Consider the following 18,977-nt stretch of genomic DNA (forward strand, 5'->3'; position numbering starts at 1 on the left):
TTACTGACATTCAAACCACAAATTACTTGCTGGTATCGAGCGCCGGGAAGCTTTTCACCAGATCGTCGATGGCTTTCATCTGAACCAGGAATGGCTCCAGTTTGTCGAGCGGCAACGCTGACGGGCCGTCGCATTTCGCGTGAGCCGGATCTTCATGTGCTTCGATGAACAGGCCTGCGATACCGACCGCCATACCTGCGCGCGCCAGTTCTGCAACCTGCGCACGACGGCCGCCGGAAGCCGCGCCAAACGGGTCACGGGTTTGCAGTGCGTGAGTCACGTCGAAGATCACCGGGTGACCGCCCGTTGCGTTGATCATCACGTTCATGCCCAGCATGTCGACAACCAGGTTGTCGTAACCGAAGTTACTGCCGCGATCGCACAGGATAACCTGATCGTTGCCGCCTTCTTTGAATTTATCCACGATGTTACCCATCTGCCCCGGGCTCACGAACTGTGGTTTTTTCACGTTGATCACGGCACCCGTTTTCGCCATCGCTTCAACCAGATCGGTCTGACGAGCCAGGAAGGCAGGCAGCTGAATAACATCAACCACGTCTGCAACCGGCTGTGCCTGCCAGGATTCGTGAACGTCGGTGATGATTTTCACGCCGAAGGTTTTCTTCAGTTCCTGGAAGATTTTCATACCTTCATCCAGACCCGGACCGCGGTAGGAATGAATAGATGAGCGGTTGGCTTTATCAAAAGACGCTTTGAAAACGTAAGGAATGCCGAGTTTCTGTGTCACGGTGACGTAATGTTCACACACACGCATCGCCATATCGCGTGATTCGAGTACGTTCATCCCACCGAACAACACAAACGGCAGATCGTTGGCGACTTTAATGTCCTGAATGCTAACCACTTTATGTTTCATGCTTTGGCCTTTTTAATGGTAAATCCTTCACCGTGAAATGCGTCAACGCGTTGTCTCATCAGCATTTATCCGGTGATAACGTAAGGTAATTTAAAATCAGTGCAACGTGACTTGCTTGTGCTCAATCGAGTGGATTTGCACTTTAATCACTTCTGAAATCGGGTCTTCTGGGCACTGCTCAACAAAATAGCTGAGATCGGAAATCGCCACGTGGTCACACTCCAGTTGAGCATAAATCAGACCACGGTCGCGGATTTCATACGGGTCATCCGGATCAAACTGTAAAACCGTTTCACTCGCCCGCAGCGCCAGTTCGAACTGTTTTTCTTCCATCAGCGCCGCTTTCAGCGTGTCGAGCATTTTACGCACGATCATTGTGTTATCGGCTTCTTCCAGATCATCATCTTCGATAATCGCCGTCACGCCCAGATTCCCTTTCAGCCACACGTTAAGCATGTGCTCATTGAGCGTGTCGCCGTTGATCGGATTGAGCAACCACATTTCTTCATCCATCCAGTCAGCGCGGAGGATCAGTTGTGTCGGAAAGATGACCGGCATCAGCGGTAAATCCAGCTCATGCGCGATGTGCAGGAAAATCACGCCCAGCGAAACCGGCGTGCCCTGACGCGAAGCCAGCACCTTGTCGATCCAGATAGCGTCCGAAAGGCGGTAAACACCGCCCGCGCCACCAAATCCCCAGGTGCGGTAAAACAGTTCAATCAACACTTCAAGCTGCTGATCCTGATCAAGGTCCTCAGGAACCTCGCGGCGTGCTTCATCAACCAGCGTTTGCAGCTGTTGGCGCACATCGTCCGCATTGAAATCAAAACGCACAGATTCCGTTACTTTGATCACCCCGGTACTGAGCCGGGTAGTGTTAAATTCAAAATCAGCAAGGGTACTCATAGTTATCCCATTAGAAGCGGTATTTTCGTCAGCGCCAGTTTGAGAACCAGATACAGGCAAGCGAGCGCCAGAATAAAGGCCAGCCAGCGGGTTTTCTGGCTAACAGGTCGCTTGCTCAGGGCCACAAAGCCCAGCGCGATATAGATAATAACGCCAAAAATCTTTTCGGTCAGCCAGGTTCCCTGTGGGCTGAACGGATAAAAGTGCGTGATGAAGATAAGCGAAATGCCGCTTAAAAGCAGCAAGGTGTCCACAATGTGCGGAACTATCTTCACCCAGCGTTTCTGCATCATAGCAGAACCCGACCATTTCCAAAAAAATCGTAAAACAAACAGCGCAATACTCAGGGTGATCGTGGCCAGATGGAGATGCTTTATCCAGACATACGCCATTGCCTGTTTCCTTCTTTTATCGTTTTAAATTCAATGATTTTGACTACGAAGTCCGCTGTCCGAGGCTGACGCGATCGTTGCCGCCATAATCTTTCACCGTCGAAACTTGCTGATAACCGGCATCGCACAGCAGTTTTTGTACGTCTTCCGCCTGCTGCCAGCCATGTTCGAGCAACAGCCAGCCACCTTTTTGAAGATACGCGGGTGCCGTCTGAATAATATGAGCCAGATCAGCCAGACCGGCATTTTCTGCCACAAGCGCGCTTGACGGTTCAAAACGGACATCACCCTGCGCAAGATGAGGATCCGTGGCGTCTATGTACGGCGGATTACTGGCGATCAGGGCGAACGTTTCACCGGCGACCGGCGAAAACCAGCTGCCCTGTAAAAAACGCGCATTGGTGATATTCAGCTTTTGCGCGTTGTGTTTCGCCAGCGTTACCGCGTCGGGCTGCAAATCGATACCGGTCAGTTGACAGTCAGGCCGCTCACTGGCCAGCGCTAACGCAATCGCGCCCGTTCCTGTCCCCAAATCCAGTACCTTCACCGGCTCAGACGGCAGACGGGCAAGCGCCTGTTCGACCAGACATTCGGTATCCGGACGCGGAATTAACGTGGCGGGAGAAACGGACAGCGGCAACGACCAGAACTCACGTTCACCGGTCAGATAGGCAACGGGTTCACCCTGCTCGCGTCGCGCCAGCAGGGTTTCCAGTTGTAAAAGCTGAGTGGCCGTCAGCGGTGTTTCGCCAAAAGCCATAATGTAGGTTCTTGCCCGGCCAGTCACAAAGCCGAGCAGGATTTCAGCGTCACGCTTTGGGCTTTCACCCGCAGCCAGACGGCGCGTAGCCTCACGCAGCCAGCGCTGAAAATCCATTAGTCCTGCTCAGAAAGTGCTGCGAGCTGATCGGCCTGATACTCCTGCACAATCGGCTGGATCAGCGAGTCGAGTTTGCCTTCCATTACTTCATCCAGACGGTAAATTGTCAGGTTGATGCGATGATCGGTCACGCGGCCCTGAGGGAAATTGTAGGTACGGTTACGGTCAGAACGGTCACCGCTGCCCAGCAGGTTTCGGCGCGTAGAGGCTTCTTCCGCCTGACGTTTCGCCACCTCTGCCGCACGGATACGCGCACCGAGCACGGACATCGCCTTGGCTTTGTTTTTGTGCTGAGAACGTTCGTCCTGACATTCCACCACAATCCCGGTCGGAATATGGGTAATACGGATGGCAGAATCGGTGGTGTTAACGTGCTGACCACCCGCGCCGGAGGAACGGAACGTATCAATGCGCAGATCACCGGCGTTGATTTCCGGCAATTCGGCTTCCGGAATTTCCGGCATCACGGCAACGGTACAGGCTGACGTATGAATACGTCCCTGAGATTCGGTTTCCGGAACGCGCTGAACGCGATGGCCGCCGGATTCAAATTTGAACTGGCCGTACGCGCCCTCACCGCTCACTTTGGCGATGACTTCTTTATATCCACCGTGCTCGCCTTCGTTGGCGCTCACGATTTCCACACGCCAGCGACGCGATTCTGCGTAACGGCTGTACATGCGGAATAAATCACCGGCAAAAATCGCCGCTTCATCACCACCGGTTCCTGCACGAATTTCAAGGAAACACCCGCGTTCATCATCAGGGTCTTTCGGCAGTAACAGAAGCTGTAATTTTTGTTCGAGATCTTCGAGGGTAGCTTTGCAGTCTTTGATTTCGTCCTGCGCCATTTCGCGCATCTCGGGATCGTCGAGCATCATTTCGGCAGTTTCTAAATCTTCCTGCGCCTGACGCCAGGCCAGAAAACATTCGGAAACAGACGTTAACTGAGCGTATTCGCGGGAAAGACTGCGGAATTTATCCTGATCGGCAATGACGCTGGCATCGCCGAGCATCGCCTGCACTTCTTCGTGGCGCTCTTGTAACGCTTCCAGTTTGGCAACAATAGAAGGCTTCATGCGTGGTGTTTAACCCTGTGAGAAAAGGAGAATTACTGCTGATCCAGCCCGAGGCTGTCGCGTAAAATTTGCAAACGCTCCACATCACCGTCGCTGGCTGCCTGTTGCAGAGAACGGGTTGGCGCGTGAATAAGGCGATTGGTCAATTTGTGGGCTAATTCCTGGATCACCGCTTCGACGTCAGCGCCCTGCGCGATGGCGGCTAAGGCTTTTGCTTGTGCGTCGGCGCGAATAATATCAGCACGTGAGCGATAATCACGAATAATTTCAACGGCTCCCTGCGAACGCAGCCAGGCCATGAAGTTTGAGCTTTCCTGCTCAACGATGGTTTCCGCCTGAATCGCAGCGGCTTTACGCTGGGCAAGATTGTTTTGAATAATGCTGTGCAGGTCATCAACGCTGTATAAATACGCGTTGGCAAGCTTACCGACTTCCGGTTCGATATCACGCGGAACGGCGATATCGACCATCAGCATCGGCTGATTACGGCGCGCTTTGAGCGCTCGTTCCACCATCCCTTTGCCGATAATCGGCAGCGGGCTGGCGGTAGAACTGATAATAATGTCGGCTTCGGCCAGACGGGAATCAATATCCTGCAAACTGATTACTTCCGCGTTAACTTCCGTTGCCAGCGCCTGCGCACGTTCGCGGGTACGGTTCGCAATCATCATATGACGGACATTGTGCTGATGCAGATGACGCGCCACCAGTTCGATAGTTTCACCCGCACCGACCAGCAACACATTCACATCAGAAAGGGATTCGAAAATCTGGCGCGCCAGCGTACAGGCGGCGAAAGCGACGGAAACAGCACTTGCGCCGATATCCGTTTCAGTGCGGACACGCTTGGCAACGGAGAAGGATTTCTGGAACAGACGTTCCAGTTCGCCGGAAACGGCACGGCCATTTTGCGATTCGGCGAAGGCTTTTTTGACCTGCCCGAGGATCTGCGGTTCGCCCAATACCAGCGAATCCAGCCCGCTCGCCACGCGCATCAGATGGCTGACGGCGTCATTATCATGGTGCCAGTACAAGCTTTTACGGACTTCATCTTCACTGAGATGATGATAATCGCATAACCATTTAACCAGCTGTTCTTGCAGGTTTTCCTGTTGTTCGACGCTCAGATAGAGCTCCGTACGGTTACAGGTAGACAACACGACTCCGCCCTGCACCAGCGGTTGCTGGAGCAGACTGGAGAGCGCCTGATTAAGAGTCTCGGGTGAAAATGTTACCCGTTCACGCAGAGACACCGGGGCGGTTTTGTGGTTGATACCTAATGCAAGCAGGGTCATATGGGAAGCGATTATCGACTTATACTTTATAATAGTATGGGTTTACGTCTGCTGCGCATTCTACAAGATGCGCGGGATCAATAAAAGCCGTACAGCATCTAACGTTAAATCCATTTACAAATCAGTATTGTCCCAAAACTCTCCGATCGTCGATCATCTGTACCGGGTGCCGATCACCCGATGCGCTGGCTGTGCTAAACTAGCGCACGCCGTATTTGACTGGCCCCTTTTCTGTTTATAAAAGCCACCGCCGCCAAAGCACAAAGGATTTAACCTGTTATGCCAATGCGTAAAACACATTTTGTTCGCCTCCTCCCTCTGGCAAGTCTAGTGCTTGCTGCGTGTTCGATTAATGCGCCGAAAGGTCCGGCGACCAGCCCGACGTCTCCGCAATGGCGTGAACATGAAGCTCAGGTCAAACAACTCGAGCATTATCAGACCCGCGGCTCTTTCGCTTACATTTCCGATAAACAGAAAGTCTACGCCCGCTTCTTCTGGCAACAATACTCCCCGGAAAGCTACCGTCTGCTGCTGACCAATCCGCTTGGCAGCACCGAAATGGAGCTGAAAGTGCAAAGTGGTATCGCGCAACTGACCAATAACGAAGGAAAGCATTACACCAGCGACAATCCTGACGACATGATCCGTAAGCTGACCGGCATGTCGATTCCGCTGTCCAACCTGCGTTTGTGGATGCTTGGCCTGCCGGGTGATGGCACTGATTTCACCCTCGACAGCCAGTATCGTCTCTCCCAGGTTAAGTTCAGCCAGAATGGTCAGAGCGGCACCGTGGTGTATCAGGCCTATGACGACGACGCCAAACCGTCCCTGCCGCAACGTCTGGAAATGACCCAGGGCGAACAGCGCATCAAGCTGAAAATGGATAACTGGACATTAAACTGAGATGACGCAGCAATTGTGGCCGTCTCCGGCTAAACTCAATTTGTTCCTTTATATCACCGGGCAGCGCCCCAACGGCTACCATGATTTGCAGACGCTGTTTCAGTTTCTCGATTACGGCGACAGCCTGAGTTTTAATGTGCGCACCGACGGCGTTATCGCCCTGACCACCCCGGTTGAAGGCGTTTCAGACGACGAAAATCTGGTGGTGCGCGCCGCTCGTCTTTTGCAGAAACACACGGGAAACCCGCTTGGCGCAGATATTTCCCTGCAAAAGCAGATCCCGATGGGCGGCGGCCTGGGTGGCGGCTCCTCTAACGCCGCAACCGTTCTGATTGCCCTGAACACCTTGTGGAATTGCGGGCTGACAGATACGGAACTGGCCGAACTCGGCATCACGCTGGGCGCGGACGTGCCGGTATTTGTGATGGGTTTTGCCGCGTTTGCCGAAGGCATTGGTGAAATCTTGCAGCCGGTCACACCGGACGAAAAATGGTTCCTGGTAGTTCATCCCGGTGTTCACATTCCGACCCCGGTAATTTTCGGCGATCCGGAACTGACCAGAAATACACCAAAACGCCCTGTAAATGTGCTTTTGAACACGCCTTACGCAAATGATTGCGAACCGATTGCGAGAAAACGTTTTTACGAGGTTGAACAGCTACTTTCTTGGCTGTTAGAATACGCGCCGTCGCGACTGACCGGAACAGGTGCTTGTGTGTTTGCCGAATTCGACACCGAATCCGAAGCCCGTCAGGTTTTAAATGAAATCCCGGCATGGAGTCGGGGTTTTGTTGCACGCGGTGTCAACGTTTCACCGTTACACCGTTTTCGCGAAGCCGGGTTGAGAACTGCGGGCAAAGCGTAGAGAGTCACAGCGGCTATGTGTCTGTTCTTTGCCAGCGAATTATTCACCGGTTTTTGTTTAAGCAGTAAGATTTAGAAGTATCGTGAGCATAATGCTTTGGTACCGCTCACCGCCCGGTGGTGCCAAAAGCCAATGTCTTCCCTGGACGCAAGCCTGAGGTTCTTCTCGTGCCTGATATGAAGCTTTTTGCTGGTAACGCCACCCCGGAACTAGCACAACGTATTGCCAACCGTTTATACACCAGCCTTGGTGACGCCGCCGTCAGTCGTTTCAGCGACGGTGAAGTAAGTGTGCAAATTAACGAAAATGTACGTGGCGGAGATATTTTCATTATCCAGTCCACCTGCGCGCCTACTAACGATAACCTGATGGAACTGGTCGTCATGGTTGATGCCTTACGCCGCGCCTCCGCTGGTCGTATCACAGCCGTTATTCCTTATTTCGGCTATGCACGTCAGGATCGCCGGGTGCGTTCTGCCCGTGTGCCAATCACCGCGAAAGTTGTGGCTGACTTCCTGTCCAGCGTCGGTGTTGACCGCGTTCTGACCGTTGACCTGCACGCAGAGCAGATTCAGGGCTTCTTTGATGTACCAGTAGACAACGTTTTCGGCAGCCCTATCCTGCTCGAAGATATGCTGCAACAAAATCTGGAAAACCCAATCGTTGTTTCCCCGGATATCGGCGGCGTTGTTCGTGCCCGTGCCGTGGCGAAACTGCTTAACGATACCGACATGGCTATCATCGATAAACGCCGTCCACGTGCCAACGTTTCTCAGGTGATGCACATCATCGGTGACGTCGCGGGCCGTGACTGTGTGCTGGTTGATGACATGATCGACACCGGTGGCACCTTGTGTAAAGCCGCTGAAGCACTGAAAGAACGCGGTGCTAAGCGCGTATTCGCTTACGCAACTCACCCAATTTTCTCCGGCAACGCAGTGGAAAACATCAAAAACTCCGTCATCGACGAAGTGATTGTATGCGACACCATTCCGCTGTCCGCAGAAATCCGCGCACTGAAAAAAGTACGCACCCTGACCCTGTCAGGCATGCTGGCTGAGGCTATCCGCCGCATCAGCAATGAAGAATCCATTTCTGCAATGTTCGAGCATTAATCACAACGCCCCTTTTCAGGGGCGTTTTGTTTTCTGTAAAAACTGACTGATTCAGAAATGCAAAAAACCGTTGAAGCGTGAGCGACAACGGTTTTTTCTTTTCAGGCCGTTTAATCAGGAATGGCGATGTGTCTTACTGTTTGAACACCGTGAGTCGTAGTGACGCACCCACCAGTAGCGATCTGCAACGCGTTCGCGCCCGCCGACTCTGGCACCGGCCAGCCACAAAATAGCCCCGATGAAAATACTGCCGACAGCACCGTGAGCCATAAACTGCGGTAATCCCAGTTCAGGCAATTGATTTAAAATGGAATAACCAACGCCACCGACCATTGTGAGCAAACCGAGTCCCATCAGGGCATTGCCCAGTCTCATTGCGGTTTTACGTTTCATCTGTCACCTCCGGTTGTCGATAGTCTTAGCATCATTGCTGTCTTGTCATTTCCTGCCTTAACTATAGACGTCCCATCCGGTTCACTTTGCGGTCACGATCACAGACAGAGAACATTAGATGACAATTCTTTACGTTTTCCAGTCAGATACATTCGGAGAGTTAATAATTAACTTTGGAAACTATTCAGAAACGACCCCATTTAACCGAATAACGTGGCCGGATATTTGGCACAGCGAAAACGGACAGGTAAACTACCCCGCTAAACCTCACCCGATTAAGAAGCGAAAACCGTGAGCAGCATTAAATTGATCGTCGGGCTGGCCAATCCCGGAGCCGAATATGCCCAAACCCGCCACAACGCGGGCGCCTGGTATGTTGATCTTCTGGCCCGCCAGCACAACCAGCAGTTAAAAGAAGAAAGTAAGTTTTTTGGCTATACCGCGCGTTTATCCCTGGCAGGTCAGGACGTTCGTTTGCTGGTGCCGACCACCTTCATGAACCTGAGCGGTAAAGCCGTTCTGGCGATGGCGCAGTTCTACCGCATTGAGCCGGACGAAATTCTGGTCGCGCACGATGAACTGGATATCCCGCCGGGCATGGCGAAAATTAAGCTTGGCGGCGGCAACGGCGGCCACAATGGCCTGAAAGATATTCAAAGCAAATTCGGCGGTAATCCGAATTTCTACCGTCTGCGCATTGGCATCGGCCATCCGGGCGATAAAAGCAAAGTGGTGGGATTTGTCCTGGGCAAGCCGCCAGCCAGTGAACAGAAGCTGATTGATGATGCGATTGATGAATCACTGCGCTGCACTGAATTGCTGATGAAAGACGGTTTGGAAAAAACCATGCGTCGTCTGCACACGTTTAAAGCCGAACTTTAATCCGCACAGGCTGACCGCTATTCCTGCTGACGGGCGCTACTTTTGCGCCCGTTTTAATTTTCACTGACTGACTTACAGGGGCTCGTCAAACCGCAGTAAGCGTCCGGCATTGCCCAGCACCAGCAAGGTACTCAGGTTATGCAATAAAGCGGCAATCAGTACACCGGCCACGCCGAGTAACCCCATAGCCGCCGCTGCCATCACTACCAGCGTCCAGCCCAGCCCGATGAAAACATTGATTTTGAGCGTCTTACGGCAGGCACGGCTCAGCCGAACGCAAGTCCCGAGACGCCGCAGATCGCTGCCGATCAGCACCACGTCGGCGGAAGCCAGCGCAATATCGCTGCCACCCGCCCCCATTGCAATGCCCACCACGCCCGCTTTTAACGCCAGAGAATCATTGATTCCGTCCCCGACCACCATTGGCCGGAACCCTTGTGCGATTTCGGCTGAAACCTGATGCAGTTTATCTTCCGGTAACGCCTGCGCAACGACATCACCGATGCCCAGTTCTCCGGCAATACGGTTGGCTACGCTGGCGCGATCGCCGGTCAGCAAAAGTTGTCTTTGCAGCCCAAGCTGACGCAGTTCAGCCAGCGCCATTTGCGCCTCCGGCCTGAGCGAATCGGCCAGCAGCAGCCAGCCGAGAAAACGCCCGTTAAGTGCCAGCCCGACCAGCGGCCCGTCGTGTTCAGGTTCGTCATTCACCGGGATATTGTTCTGGCTGAAAAATGCCGGGCGCCCTAACAGCGCGTCGCCCTGTGCGGTACGCGCACGGACGCCCATGCCCTGCTGTTCTGACACGTCGTCCAGCGGTAAATATTGTTCACGCGGCAGTAATTTTGCCAGCGCACGGCTGACCGGATGGCTGCTCGCCGCACCCAGGCTGGCCGCCAGCCGGAACACCGCATCCGAAGACGCCTCTGCGGCCAGCACCGTGCGCTGCAAATGCAGTTCACCGTGCGTCAGCGTGCCGGTTTTATCGACCACGATGGCGTTCAGGTCCGCCAGTTCTTCCAGAAATGCGGAGCTGCGGATCAGGATCCCGTGACGCGCCGCCACCGCGATCCCGGCAATGGCCGTGGCGGGCGCGGAAAGCACCAGCGCGCACGGACAGGCCGCCACCAGTACCGCCAGCATGGCATGGGCATCACGCGTGATAAACCAGGTCGCGGCGGCAATCAGCAAAATAAGCACCAGATATTGCCCGGCATAGCGTTCGAGCAAACGGGTGATCGGCGGTTTGGCGTGTTCGGCTTTTTGCATCAGCGCAATCACTTTACCCAGCGTAGCGTCCGCGCCGGTGCGCGTGACTTCAACGTTGAGTAATCCGTCGAGATTAATGGCCCCGCCGAAAACGTCATCGCCTGCGCGGGCTTCCTGTGGCACGGATTCGCCGGTGATCGGCGCAGTATCCAGACTGGCGCTGCCGGATAACACACGGCCATCGGCAGGCAACCGGTCACCAGCGCGGACTTCAACCCGGTCGCCGGTTCGCAGCTGGTGGTTATCGATTTCTTCAATTTCACCGTCAGGCAAAATCCGCCGGGCGCGGCTGCGCGTCAGATGGCTCAGCGCATCAATGGCTTCCTGCGAGCCGATCACGCTACGCTCTTCCAGAATATGACCAAAAATCATAATGCCCGGCAACAATGCGGCGGTCATCAGGTCGCCAGTTGCCCACGCCCCCAGCATCGCGATGGCAATCAGCTGATCGGTCACGCCGTGCAGACTGGGGCTGCGTAAGCTGTAAATTGCCGAACGCAGCACCGGCACCGCGACCAGCAGTGACGCCACGCCAAACAGAATTTGCCCGACGTCGCTTTGCTGCGGATACAGCCACTGCCAGAGCCAGCCGCACAGCAACAGACCAAATGCGGCCATCGCCAGCAAAAGCTGCACCGCCATATTTCGCTGTTCATGGCGCGTTAACAGCACGCTTTTTGCGGGCGACGTGTACGGTTCTTCAGAGGAAAAAGAAGTCACGGAAGCAATACCTCAGGGTTGAGATGTCGGACGGTCTGGCCCCGGCAGGATCAGATGCGCGTCGTCGTGGGGATCAACAGCAGTGACGCTGCCGGCATGCGCGAGGATCGCAGGCATCCGTTCACGCCACAAACGCCACAGCAATTCCGGCGAATGGTCGCCGGCCAGCTGTACTATGGTCGCGGTATCTGTGGACGCCCGGGCAATCTGCTCGCTGGCTCTGGCATGGGAAACCTGTAAAGCGCGGTCTGCCGACTGAACGGCGTCCTGATGAACACGCGCCGCCTCATTACTGGCGCTGGCGATGTTTTGATCCGCCTGCTGGCTGGCCGTCAGCACCGCATTGAACGCATCCACTGCTGCCGGTGGCAGGGACGACTGCACGTCAACGCGGCGGACTTCGATACCGGTACTGCTCCCGCCCGCGCTCAGCGCCGCCAGTTGCTGATTTATGCCCTGACGCAAATCGCCGCGCAGCCGTTCGCGGCGTTCGGCGATATTGCTGCCGTTGCCAGCTATTTCCGGCCGGGCGACCAGAATGGTGTCGAGATCCCGTGAGGCACAAATCGCCACCGCCGCATGCCCGGTTAAACGGTCAAGCGCCGGTAACACGTGTTCGCCTTGCAGCACAAATGCCACCGGATCGGTTATCACGTAGTACACCTGTACATCCAGCTGAACCACGCCGGAATCTCCGGTCAGTAAATATCCCGCACCGGCGACGGCATCACTTTTCTCGCCACCGGTATTGTTCCATGCGGGCACAATGTCGGTTCTCAGCAAGGCGGTGACATGATGTTCGATCACCCGATCGGCCGCGGGTAAGATTTCAACCTGTTCCAGCGGTTCCGGCCATGCCAGCAACAGCCCGGCTCCCGCCGTGCGCGAAACGGCACCAAACCGCATCACCACCGCGCGCTTGTCCGGCTCTATCTGCCGGACGTTGGAAAACAGCCAGCTCGCCGCAGCAATCAGCGTCATGGCGAACAGCGCCAGATACGCCAGACGCCCCGCCTGAAACCACGCATTTCCCTGAAAACGGGATAACGGATTCATGGGCGCGTTCCGTTAGCCGGGGCAGCGGGTAATGCCGGCGGGCCTTCGACCAGCTGGCGGAACGGTGCCGCATCGGTGCCCAGCACCAGTTGCGTGCCCGGCGTGATGACGCTGCTCAGCGTGTCGAGCGAGCGCAGCAGATCGTAGAGTTCAGGATTACCGGCGCGGGCCCTGGCGTAGATTGCCGCACTCTGCACCTGTGCCTGCGCTTCGATATTGGCCGCATTGACTGAGGCATCCGCCTTAATAACGCGGGCGTCACGTTCAGCGGAAGACCGGATTTCAGCCGCCTGACGCTTGCCTTCGGCAGAGCGCTCGGTAGCAATGGTTTCCCGCTCAGCCCGCATGCGGTCAACGGTGGCATCTAAGGTCACTGACGGCAGCGTCAGCCGCTCAACGCCAACCTGCACCAGTTCGATGCCGTAGCTGTCGAGCAGCTGGCGGGCGATCTGGTCATGCAGATGTTGCTCAAAACCGGAAAGCCGGATTTTGCTGGCGTCGGTGTTCACCAGGTCAGCCAGCGCAAAACCGCTGGTGGTCGTTTCCAGCGCCGAGCCGATAAACGTCCGTATCTGCGCAGCCGCCATATCCGGCTGATTTTGTACCGCGCGGATAAAACGCTGCACGTGCTGAGGATCGTTTTTCACCTGCCAGACGGTATAAGCCTGAACGATGATCCGCAGCCCGTCGCGCGTGCCAACATCCTGCAAACCGCTGGAAGTGGTACGGATACGCAAATCCACCGGGATCGCCGTTTCCAGCGGAACCGGCAGATGCCACGCCAGCCCCGGTTGCAACAGTACGCGCACCGGATTGCCAAAGCGCGTGATCACCATGGCTTCGCCGGAACGCACCTGCACCAGACAGGCCGTGGCGGCAATCAACGCCACCAGGACGGTGGCAATCGTGACCCGTCGCCAGAGTTTGGGCGCCGCGGGGCCGGAATAATGATGGTGATGACCGGCACCGTGATGATGCCCGTGGTGCGCGTCGTGATCGTGTCCGTGGCCTTCAGGTTGTTGGGAATCACTCACCGGGTAGTCTCCGCTTTGACAGAATGCGCCGCTTTATCCGCTCCGGGCGTAAATGGCAGGGTAAAATTTCTCAGATCCAGCACCGGCGGCGTCCCGCCCCCCATGCGATGATCGACAATCAACACCTTCGGATGTTGCTGCATGGCCAGCGTCAGACGGCTGAAATAGCGTTCGGTCAGGAACGCCTGTCCTCCGGTCTGATACGCCTGATTTTCGGCGTTAAAGGAGAGCGCCATGACCTGCGCCTGATCCAGATTTTCATGGCTTTGTGCGGTGGCCGCATCCTGCGCCAGCCCGGCAAATTGCTGCGCGGCATTCAGTTGCTGTGCGGCCTGACCTTTCTCACCGGCAATCGCACTTTGCGCCAGAATTTGTGCCGCCTGCACGCCGTGATAAGCGTCCGCCGCCCCCGCAGGCGGATGGATCGACTCGATTACCGTCGCCAGCAGTTCCACCCCGCTGTTGAGATGATCAAGCTGCGCCTGCACTTTTTGCCCGATATCTCCGGCCAGACGGGTCTGATCGCTACCCAGCAGGCTGTCGAGCGTGCGCGAGGAGAAATCATGCACCAGCACCTGATTGGCAATACTGCGGATCAGCACCGTCATATTTTCGGTGTGATACAGGCTCGCCATCGCCGCGTCATCATTCATGGCGATGCGGTACACGAAGCGGACGTCCATATTCATGATTTGAAAACTTTGCCTGTCATTCGCTGCGCTGGCGATGATTTGTGATTTGTCGCTGCTGTGGCCGGAATCCCATAACCGGTTCGCGCTTTCCGGCGCGGGACCTTCAGCTGTGTCTGCCACCGCGGCGGGTGTGGCGGTTAGCGGTTCTTCTGAACCTGTGGTGAGTTCATGCACTTCGCCATTATCCACCATCAGCGTGCGGCCAAAAGGCCACGGCAGCCCGGCATGTAAACCGGGCTGTCTGACGGCCACCGGTTTGCCGAAGGATTCATAGATCCCGCGCTGGGTCAGCGGCACCTCGCTGATTCCCGTCAGCAGCCAGCCGGTCAGCAGGAGGATTGCGCCGAGCGGCAACAGCGCGCGACGCATAAAGCGGAACGCCCAAATCTGGCGGAGATCGATACCAAAGTGCTGATGCAGTTCGTTTTGCACAAATTGCAGCGGACGCGGCGGCCAGCAGAGTTGCGCCGCCAGCAGGCTGCCCGCAATAAACTCCGGCTCTTTGTCTTCTCTCGGCGGTGAAAATACCGCGATCAGCGCCCGCAGGAAAAGCTCCAGCGCCACCAGCGCCGGTAACAATCCGGTGAGCACCAGCAGGTGTGCGGGCCATACCGCGGTTCCTCGCGCAAACATCAGGGCCAGCGCCGTCAGCAAAAAGACGCCAATTAACATGCGCATCAGCGGTGCCAGTTTTGCCGCTTCCGGCCATTCCTGCGGATTTTTTAACGTCCAGTGACGCTCAAGCACCAGCACGGCGAAGGCGCAAAGAATAAAGAAAGAACCGGCGAAATAGCCCGTATTCCCGGTTTCATTGACCGGTAACGGCAACTGCCACAGCAGCGCGATGAGCAGCAAAGCGGCTAATGCGGGAAGTGCCTGAAAGAAAACGTGCGCATCGACATAGCGTAATATCGGGCGCATCCACGCGCGGGAGGCCAGACGCTGAGAAAATCCGGGGGGAATTTGCGGCCCGGCCAGGCCGTTACGGGAGGCAAACTGTTGCTCGCGCCAGCGGGTAATGCGCCGGGCGCATTGCAGCGAGGCAGCGCAAACCCACATCGCCGCCATGATATTCCCGACCACCCACGGCCAGACCGACTCCGGCGTGACCAGATACAACATCAGCAATATCAGATACAACACGCTGCTGATCACCATCACGGCGTGGATCAGCCCGCTCAGCCAGCGCGTGTGGGAAGCGGCGGACTGAAAGCGCAGCTGCCTGCTGGCATCGTCCGTTCCTGATGCTTTATTTAGAATCATGTCCGCTCCGGCAGAGGAGAAAAAATAATCCGCCATGCTGGCTGTGCGCCAGTTTGTGTCGAATTAACCGAGCGTAACCGTATAACATTACAGAATTTTCGGCGATATGAATTTAGCCGCTTTTTTGCCACTAAATGTAAGCGATTATCTTACGGCACGCCGGTTGCCAGGCGCAGCCGCTGTCGGCGGTTTGGTGTCTGAAGGGATTACGTAAGGGAGACGGATTCAAAACGCCGGAACATCGCCAGCGCCAGGCCACGCGCGGGATTGAACCGTTCGGTAACAAAGGTGATTTGCGTGCGACTGAACGGAAACGTCAGCGTAAATTGCTGCGCTGCGGCCAGCGTATTTTCAACAAATAAAGGATGAACGTTATAGGGGCAATCAATCAGCAACGTTTTCGGATTCATTAAATGAATAATCTGGCTCAGCGCTTTACCCAGAAGTTGCCCTGCCTGCGACATCACCTCATTCACAATTTCAGCCGACTGCTGGCGGTTATCCCAGTTCAGCCCCGGCTGACGCTGTTCCAGTTGCCGGTTGATGGCCGAAAGGCCGATCAGGGATTCCAGACAGCCCCGCTGACCACATGAACATAACGGCCCGTCAGGCAGTACCGCTAAATGGCCGACCTCGCCCGCCGTCCAGCTTCCGCCGGAATATACGCCATGTCCGGTTAACAGCGCGCCGCCAATCCCTTCGCCAATTCGCAGATAAAAACGGGCATCATTGTCATTGGCGCTTTCGCCTTCGCGGGCAATCAGCGCCGCCGCTTTGACGTTATTCCAGACGCTGACCGGCACGTTATCTGCACAGGTCAGTAAAGGTTGCAGGTTGACTTCGCCCCAGCCCAGATGCGAGGACACATGCAAAATGCCCTGCTGATGGTCGATGATGCCGGGAAAACCGACACCAATGCCGACCAGACCGGGCCACGCCTGCTGTAGCTGCTGACAATGGCGCATGATTTCCGCCAACACGGACTGCGGTTGGGAGGTGTCGAGGGAAAAGGTTTTTTCATCAATGGTCTGCGAGAAATAATCACAGACCATCCAGTGAAGACTCTGGCGCTCGATCATGATGCCTGCGGCTTTAATTGACGACGGGTTCAGCGCAATGTGAATTTTCGGACGTCCGATACTGCTGGTCTGCGCCACGCCCTGTTCTTCCACGTAGCCCAGCGCCAGCAGGTCATCAACAATCAGGGAAATGGTGTTTTTACTTAACGCCAGCGCCCGGGAAATATCCAGACGGGAGCTGATTTTCTGCTGGCGGAGATAAGCCAGTACACGCTTTTCATTGTACTGGCGCAGCAGCGCGGGTCCTTTGCCTGAGTCTTTCATGTCATGACTTTCCATCGCGTTACACCGTAGCGTCGCATTATTACATGACTGAGGATCCGCCCGTCAACCTATTCACCCGCCAGACTTCCGCCCCGTTTTTGTACGTCGCCAGCAGCCGGAGTGCGTGACTTTCATCCTCGCGCAGAAGAATGGCATCCAGCGGTGCACCGGGAATAAGCCCCTGAGCGACCGGAAGATTCAGCCGGGAAGCTGGCCGGACTGACGCCATCTGAACCGCTTCCGGCAGCGGAACGATGCCATTTTTTAGCAGCGTGTTGACGCCGTATAACAGCCCCTGAACCGAACCGGCCAGCAGCGCCGGATTGTTCGCCATCGACAGCCGTCCTTCAGGGCTCAGCACCACATCCCCGCCGATATGCGAATGATAATGTCCCGGCGGCATTCCGGCGTGGCTGGTGACATCACTGACCAGCAGCGCCCTGCCATTTTTAGCCCGTATAAAGGTTTTCAGCACGGAGAGCGGCAGGTGTTCGCCGTCGGCAATCATCGCGCACCACAGATCATCCTGCGCCAGCTGCTCCCAGATGTAGTTCGGATGCCGCGGCAACGTCAGATGCGCACCGTTCCCCAGATGCGTCGACATCTGCGCGCCCGCTTTCACCGCCGAGGCAATTTGTTCTGCGCTGGCGGCGGTATGGCCGATGGATACCACCACATTATCCGCGACACACTGGCGAATAAAATCGTCCGCATTTGGCCATTCCGGCGACAGAGTGATCAGGCGGATCCGTCCGTCCGCCGCCGTCTGCCAGCGCTGAAATAAAGCATAATCAGGGGCCTGAATATGCGCTTGGTTATGTGCGCCGCGCGGGCCGTCCTGCGCGGATAAAAAAGGGCCTTCCAGATGAATACCGGCAACCGATGCCCCGACGGACGGAAACTCGCGGCAAGCCGCCGCCAGCGTGCTGACCATTTCCGTAATTTCATCTGCGCCGTTGGTGATCACCGTCGGCATAAACGTCGTTACGCCCTGCTGCCACAGCGCCTGCACCACCTGCTTAACGGAACCGACGCTGAAAGGAAAACTGTTAAAGTCAGCGCCACCGTAACCATTGACCTGTAAATCCACCAGACCCGGTGCGATCAGCGGCAGATTGTCACCACCCGTTACCGGGCGAATCTGGCTGATATTGCCGTTATGCGCCACAATCTCAACCGGCTGTTGTGTACGATAATCCCTGCCGCGTAACGTGATTTCACTCATCCGCTAACTCCCCGAAACCCGCGATATCGGTATACAACGTGCAGGCCGGATGCGTGCGAAGCACCGTCGCCGGACAGGCCGCCGACGGCGGTGCGGTCAGCGTCTGCTTAATCGCCTGATGCTTATTCTTGCCGGGCACCATGCAAAATAATCGTGCCGCCGCCATCAGCGTCGGGATTGTCAGCGTCAGTGCATGCACCGGCACATCGTTCAGCGACGGAAAACAGCCATCGTTCACCTGTTGCTGACGGCATACCCCATCCAGCTCAACGATTTTCATCGGCAGCGGATCGTCAAAATTCGCCACCGGCGGATCGTTAAAAGCTAAATGCCCGTTCTCCCCGATTCCCAGGCAGACCATATCCACCGGAGCCTGTTGCAGCAGGCGGGCATATTCCGCGCAGTTTTGCACCGGTTCACCCGCCGCAGGAATTTTGTAAACCGCGCCCGGCCTGACGATATCGAACAAATGCTCCGTCAGATAATGGCTGAATAGCGCCGGAGAATTTTCCGGCAACCCGACATATTCGTCCATGTGAAACGCGTCCACCCGCGGCCAGTCAATATCTGCGGCCTGCGCCAGATGCGCCAGGAACTCATTCTGTGACGGCGCGGCGGCGAAAATAATCCGCACGCGCGCCTGTTGCTGAAGACGTTGCCGCAAATGTTCCGCTGCATCGCGGGCAGCGGCTTGCCCCATGTCTTCGCGACGGGTGAAGACTTCAACATTCAGGCGTCCCGCCTGCGTAACGTACAGTGGTGATGTCATAGTAAAACCTGCTTTGTTATTT

General features: G+C 55.9%; 18 protein-coding genes. 4 read left to right on the forward strand and 14 right to left on the reverse strand.

The window, feature by feature from the left end:
- Window positions 1–22: 22 nt before the first annotated feature.
- From kdsA to hemA, 6 genes are all read right to left on the reverse strand, one after another.
- Entirely contained in the window at window positions 23–877 is an 855-nt protein-coding gene (gene kdsA, locus GW579_RS03660) for a 3-deoxy-8-phosphooctulonate synthase (protein WP_152326288.1), read from the reverse strand.
- Window positions 878–973: 96 nt separating this feature from the next.
- A complete protein-coding gene (gene sirB1 / locus GW579_RS03665; RefSeq protein WP_165057610.1) occupies window positions 974–1,783 on the reverse strand; it encodes an invasion regulator SirB1 in 810 nt (269 codons plus the stop codon).
- A gap of 2 nt (window positions 1,784–1,785) precedes the next feature.
- Complete coding sequence (locus GW579_RS03670; protein ID WP_152326290.1) at window positions 1,786–2,175, reverse strand: SirB2 family protein; 390 nt, start codon at window positions 2,173–2,175, stop codon at window positions 1,786–1,788.
- A gap of 43 nt (window positions 2,176–2,218) precedes the next feature.
- The gene (gene prmC, locus GW579_RS03675; RefSeq protein ID WP_165057612.1) at window positions 2,219–3,052 is read right to left on the reverse strand and encodes a peptide chain release factor N(5)-glutamine methyltransferase; all 834 of its coding nucleotides are present in this window, start codon (window positions 3,050–3,052) and stop codon (window positions 2,219–2,221) included.
- On the reverse strand, window positions 3,052–4,134 hold the full coding sequence (prfA, locus tag GW579_RS03680; RefSeq protein WP_152326292.1) for a peptide chain release factor 1: 1,083 nt from the start codon (window positions 4,132–4,134) through the stop codon (window positions 3,052–3,054). The genes prmC and prfA overlap by 1 nt, the downstream gene beginning before the upstream one ends.
- A 32-nt stretch (window positions 4,135–4,166) precedes the next feature.
- Window positions 4,167–5,429 carry a glutamyl-tRNA reductase gene (gene hemA / locus GW579_RS03685; protein WP_152326293.1) on the reverse strand — a complete coding sequence of 421 codons (1,263 nt, stop codon included), beginning with the start codon at window positions 5,427–5,429 and terminating at the stop codon, window positions 4,167–4,169.
- A 279-nt stretch (window positions 5,430–5,708) separates the two neighbouring features.
- On the opposite strand from hemA, the gene lolB reads away from it, so the two are divergent.
- The 3 genes from lolB to prs all read left to right on the forward strand — a co-directional run bounded on the left by lolB (window position 5,709) and on the right by prs (window position 8,312).
- Entirely contained in the window at window positions 5,709–6,332 is a 624-nt protein-coding gene (lolB, locus tag GW579_RS03690; protein ID WP_152326294.1) for a lipoprotein insertase outer membrane protein LolB, read from the forward strand.
- 1 nt (window position 6,333) lies between these two features.
- Window positions 6,334–7,197 (forward strand): 4-(cytidine 5'-diphospho)-2-C-methyl-D-erythritol kinase, encoded by an 864-nt coding sequence (gene ispE, locus GW579_RS03695; protein WP_165057613.1) that lies wholly within the window; start codon window positions 6,334–6,336, stop codon window positions 7,195–7,197.
- A gap of 167 nt (window positions 7,198–7,364) precedes the next feature.
- Window positions 7,365–8,312 (forward strand): ribose-phosphate diphosphokinase, encoded by a 948-nt coding sequence (gene prs / locus GW579_RS03700; protein ID WP_013575591.1) that lies wholly within the window; start codon window positions 7,365–7,367, stop codon window positions 8,310–8,312.
- Between the two features lie 114 nt (window positions 8,313–8,426).
- Here prs and ychH read toward each other — a convergent pair whose 3' ends face one another.
- Complete coding sequence (ychH, locus tag GW579_RS03705) at window positions 8,427–8,705, reverse strand: stress-induced protein YchH (RefSeq protein WP_152326296.1); 279 nt, start codon at window positions 8,703–8,705, stop codon at window positions 8,427–8,429.
- Between the two features lie 291 nt (window positions 8,706–8,996).
- On the opposite strand from ychH, the gene pth reads away from it, so the two are divergent.
- Complete coding sequence (gene pth, locus GW579_RS03710; protein WP_192938081.1) at window positions 8,997–9,587, forward strand: aminoacyl-tRNA hydrolase; 591 nt, start codon at window positions 8,997–8,999, stop codon at window positions 9,585–9,587.
- Window positions 9,588–9,659: 72 nt separating this feature from the next.
- Here the strand turns inward: pth and GW579_RS03715 are convergent, their stop codons facing one another.
- From GW579_RS03715 to GW579_RS03745, 7 genes are all read right to left on the reverse strand, one after another.
- A complete protein-coding gene (locus GW579_RS03715) occupies window positions 9,660–11,573 on the reverse strand; it encodes a heavy metal translocating P-type ATPase (RefSeq protein ID WP_165057615.1) in 1,914 nt (637 codons plus the stop codon).
- Between the two features lie 12 nt (window positions 11,574–11,585).
- A complete protein-coding gene (gene hflK / locus GW579_RS03720; RefSeq protein WP_165057617.1) occupies window positions 11,586–12,629 on the reverse strand; it encodes a protease modulator HflK in 1,044 nt (347 codons plus the stop codon).
- Window positions 12,626–13,663 (reverse strand): protease modulator HflC, encoded by a 1,038-nt coding sequence (hflC, locus tag GW579_RS03725; protein ID WP_152326299.1) that lies wholly within the window; start codon window positions 13,661–13,663, stop codon window positions 12,626–12,628. The genes hflK and hflC overlap by 4 nt, the downstream gene beginning before the upstream one ends.
- Window positions 13,660–15,618, reverse strand: coding sequence for an SPFH domain-containing protein (locus tag GW579_RS03730; protein ID WP_165057618.1), 1,959 nt, complete (start codon window positions 15,616–15,618; stop codon window positions 13,660–13,662). Before GW579_RS03730 ends, hflC begins: the two co-directional genes overlap by 4 nt.
- Before the next feature lie 206 nt (window positions 15,619–15,824).
- Entirely contained in the window at window positions 15,825–16,961 is a 1,137-nt protein-coding gene (locus GW579_RS03735; RefSeq protein ID WP_165057620.1) for an ROK family transcriptional regulator, read from the reverse strand.
- 40 nt (window positions 16,962–17,001) lie between these two features.
- Window positions 17,002–18,186: an N-acetylglucosamine-6-phosphate deacetylase gene (locus GW579_RS03740; RefSeq protein WP_165057622.1), complete on the reverse strand. Its 1,185-nt coding sequence runs from the start codon at window positions 18,184–18,186 to the stop codon at window positions 17,002–17,004.
- On the reverse strand, window positions 18,179–18,955 hold the full coding sequence (locus GW579_RS03745) for a glucosamine-6-phosphate deaminase (protein ID WP_165057624.1): 777 nt from the start codon (window positions 18,953–18,955) through the stop codon (window positions 18,179–18,181). Before GW579_RS03745 ends, GW579_RS03740 begins: the two co-directional genes overlap by 8 nt.
- Window positions 18,956–18,977: the final 22 nt, after the last annotated feature.

The sequence above is a fragment of the Rahnella contaminans genome, from assembly GCF_011065485.1.
Classification (GTDB): domain Bacteria; phylum Pseudomonadota; class Gammaproteobacteria; order Enterobacterales; family Enterobacteriaceae; genus Rahnella; species Rahnella contaminans.

Bases quoted from the DNA above. Each gene is read 5' to 3' on its own strand.
- kdsA (WP_152326288.1), bottom strand. From the start codon at position 877: ATGAAACATAAAGTGGTTAGCATTCAGGACATTAAAGTCGCCAACGAT.
- sirB1 (WP_165057610.1), bottom strand. From the start codon at position 1,783: ATGAGTACCCTTGCTGATTTTGAATTTAACACTACCCGGCTCAGTACC.
- GW579_RS03670 (WP_152326290.1), bottom strand. From the start codon at position 2,175: ATGGCGTATGTCTGGATAAAGCATCTCCATCTGGCCACGATCACCCTG.
- prmC (WP_165057612.1), bottom strand. From the start codon at position 3,052: ATGGATTTTCAGCGCTGGCTGCGTGAGGCTACGCGCCGTCTGGCTGCG.
- prfA (WP_152326292.1), bottom strand. From the start codon at position 4,134: ATGAAGCCTTCTATTGTTGCCAAACTGGAAGCGTTACAAGAGCGCCAC.
- hemA (WP_152326293.1), bottom strand. From the start codon at position 5,429: ATGACCCTGCTTGCATTAGGTATCAACCACAAAACCGCCCCGGTGTCT.
- lolB (WP_152326294.1), top strand. From the start codon at position 5,709: ATGCCAATGCGTAAAACACATTTTGTTCGCCTCCTCCCTCTGGCAAGT.
- ispE (WP_165057613.1), top strand. From the start codon at position 6,334: ATGACGCAGCAATTGTGGCCGTCTCCGGCTAAACTCAATTTGTTCCTT.
- ychH (WP_152326296.1), bottom strand. From the start codon at position 8,705: ATGAAACGTAAAACCGCAATGAGACTGGGCAATGCCCTGATGGGACTC.
- hflK (WP_165057617.1), bottom strand. From the start codon at position 12,629: ATGAATCCGTTATCCCGTTTTCAGGGAAATGCGTGGTTTCAGGCGGGG.
- GW579_RS03730 (WP_165057618.1), bottom strand. From the start codon at position 15,618: ATGATTCTAAATAAAGCATCAGGAACGGACGATGCCAGCAGGCAGCTG.
- GW579_RS03735 (WP_165057620.1), bottom strand. From the start codon at position 16,961: ATGAAAGACTCAGGCAAAGGACCCGCGCTGCTGCGCCAGTACAATGAA.
- GW579_RS03740 (WP_165057622.1), bottom strand. From the start codon at position 18,186: ATGAGTGAAATCACGTTACGCGGCAGGGATTATCGTACACAACAGCCG.
- GW579_RS03745 (WP_165057624.1), bottom strand. From the start codon at position 18,955: ATGACATCACCACTGTACGTTACGCAGGCGGGACGCCTGAATGTTGAA.